Annotated in this window: 1 protein-coding gene; it reads right to left on the reverse strand. The window is 68.0% G+C overall.

Annotation, left to right across the window (positions count from 1 at the left end; translation table 11 throughout):
• Window positions 1-807, reverse strand: an 807-nt coding sequence (locus DIE12_RS37735) for a methyl-accepting chemotaxis protein (protein WP_260429092.1), incomplete at both ends; no start/stop codon positions are given.

Genomic DNA, 807 nt, shown 5'->3' on the forward strand with positions numbered 1-807 from the left:
GGTGCGCAATTGGTTCGCGACGAGCGTCAGATCGTCGATCGCCTGCGACGACTGGCGCAGCGATTCGGCCGTCTGCTGCGCGGCTTCCGACAGCTGCGACAGCGCCTGCGTGATCTGCTCGGCACCGTTCGCCTGCGTCTGCATCCCTTCGTTGACCATCTGGAAGCGCGGCGCGAGCGTCTGCACCTCGGCGATGATCTGCGACAGCTGCCCGCCGACCTGCTGCACGTCGAGCATGCCGCGGCGCACTTCCTCGGAAAACTTGTCCATCCCCATCACGCCCGCCGACACGGCCGACTGGATCTCCTTCACCGTCTGCTCGATGTCGTAGGTCGCCACCGCCGTCTGGTCGGCCAGGCGCCGGATCTCGGTCGCGACGACCGCGAAGCCGCGGCCGTACTCTCCGGCCTTCTCGGCCTCGATCGCCGCGTTCAGCGACAGCAGGTTGGTCTGGTCGGCCACCTTGGTGATGGTCGCGACGACCTGGTTGATGTTCAGCGCCTTCTCGTTGAGGATCGCGAGCTTCGCGTTCACCGAACCGGCCGCGTCCATCACGCTGCGCATGGTCTCGCCCATCCGCGTGAGGCCGCTCTGGCTCACGCCCGCGAGCGTCGCCGACTGCTCGGCCACGCCGGCCACCTCGTTCATCGTGCGCAGCAGGTCGCGCGACGTCGCGAAAATTTCGCGCGACGTCGCACCGATCTCGGTCGTCGTCGCCGCGGTTTCGTTCGCGGTCGCCTGCTGCTCGCGCGACGTCGCCGCGATTTCGGCGACCGACGTCGTCACCTGCAGCGACGACTGCTGCGC

This window comes from Burkholderia sp. Bp9015 (assembly GCF_003853505.1).
In the GTDB taxonomy this organism is placed as follows: Bacteria; Pseudomonadota; Gammaproteobacteria; order Burkholderiales; family Burkholderiaceae; genus Burkholderia.